Annotated in this window: 1 protein-coding gene; it reads right to left on the bottom strand. The window is 43.2% G+C overall.

The window, feature by feature from the left end; translation table 11 throughout:
- Positions 1-273: 273 nt before the first annotated feature.
- On the bottom strand, positions 274-1275 hold the full coding sequence (locus TW84_RS23620; protein WP_045978046.1) for an IS110 family RNA-guided transposase: 1002 nt from the start codon (positions 1273-1275) through the stop codon (positions 274-276).
- Positions 1276-1348 lie beyond the last annotated feature (73 nt).

The following is a 1348-nucleotide window of genomic DNA, read 5'->3' as shown; positions in this document are numbered from 1 at the left end:
TTTATATGAACGCTTTCCCATTTGCTAGGTCATCATTAAATAATTTCAAACATGGTTAGGTGGCAGTTTTATATTCGGTCTACATTGGCAGACTTCTGCCGACCCTAATGATCTCCGCAGCCTTATTCCTCATTTTCCTAGCGAGCTTATTGCTCAGAAAACCATTCAGGTTTTATAAGGCTTGGTCTTACCTGTTTGTCATTACTCTTTGATGCACCTTGGCAAACTTTCAGCGAACATCCTTTGTTAGTTTTAATTGGTAACCAGCCTTGCTTAACAAGGCTGATATTCTGTTTGGTTGGCAACCAATGCCCAAACGGTTCGTGCTATCTTGTTTGCTAACGCCACCGTCACGACATTTTTCGGTCTTCTTGCCTGCAAAGACTGCAACCATTCACTTTTTTCTTTACTGTGAGTCATGACTGCTCTTGCTCCATGGATGAGTAAAGTCCGTAAATAGACATCTCCCCTTTTACTGATGCCATGTAAATGTACTCGACCTCCTGTCCCTGTTTGTCGTGGCACCATCCCTATCCAAGCTGCAAACTCTCTACTGGATTTAAACGCTGAGGCATTTCCCATTGACGCGATGATCGCAGTTGCGGTAATTGGGCCAACTCCAGGCACCTTGGCAATACGTTGGCAGTCTGAGTTCTGCTTAAACCAACTTTGTATTTGCTTTTCCAGTCGTTTAATGTCTTTATCCAGTTGGGATAATCGTTCTACTTGAGTTTGTAAGGAACACATAAAAACACTGGGAGCACTCTCTTCGAGTTTTGCTAAACAATTGGGCAATTTCTCTTTGAACGCTTGTTTACCTTTCGGCATGACGATTCCAAATTCGGTCAAAAGCCCACGTATCGAGTTGATTTGTGCAGTTCTTTGTTTCACCAGTAGTTCTCTCATCCGGTGGATGCCAAGAATGGCCTGCTGTTCTTCTGTTTTTACAGCAATGAATTTCATGCCTGGTTGCTGCATCGCCGTCCAAATGGCACGGGCGTCTACCACATCATTTTTGTTCCCGACAACGAAAGGTTTTACTTTCTTAGCTGGCAATAATTTTACGGTGTGACCCATTTTTTCGAACAACCTTCCCCAATGGTGAGCACCACCGCATGTTTCCATACCAATCATTGATGGCTGTTGATTGGCAAAATATTGAACAAAGTCTTTTCGCTTTACTTTGTCTGAGTGGATTTCTCCCGTTTCTTGATCGACCCAGTGAATTTGAAAGACCTGTTTTGCGATATCAATACCAAATACGTTACTGTTCATGTTGGATACTCCCAATGTCGATAGTTCACTCGATTGAACCACACTGGGCACCTTGATGCCGTGACAGGGAGTA

The organism is Vibrio neptunius (genome assembly GCF_000967495.1).
GTDB classification, from domain to species: domain Bacteria; phylum Pseudomonadota; class Gammaproteobacteria; order Enterobacterales; family Vibrionaceae; genus Vibrio; species Vibrio neptunius.
This window is presented reverse-complemented; position numbering and strand designations above follow the sequence as displayed.

Bases quoted from the DNA above. Each gene is read 5' to 3' on its own strand.
- TW84_RS23620 (WP_045978046.1), bottom strand. From the start codon at position 1,275: ATGAACAGTAACGTATTTGGTATTGATATCGCAAAACAGGTCTTTCAA.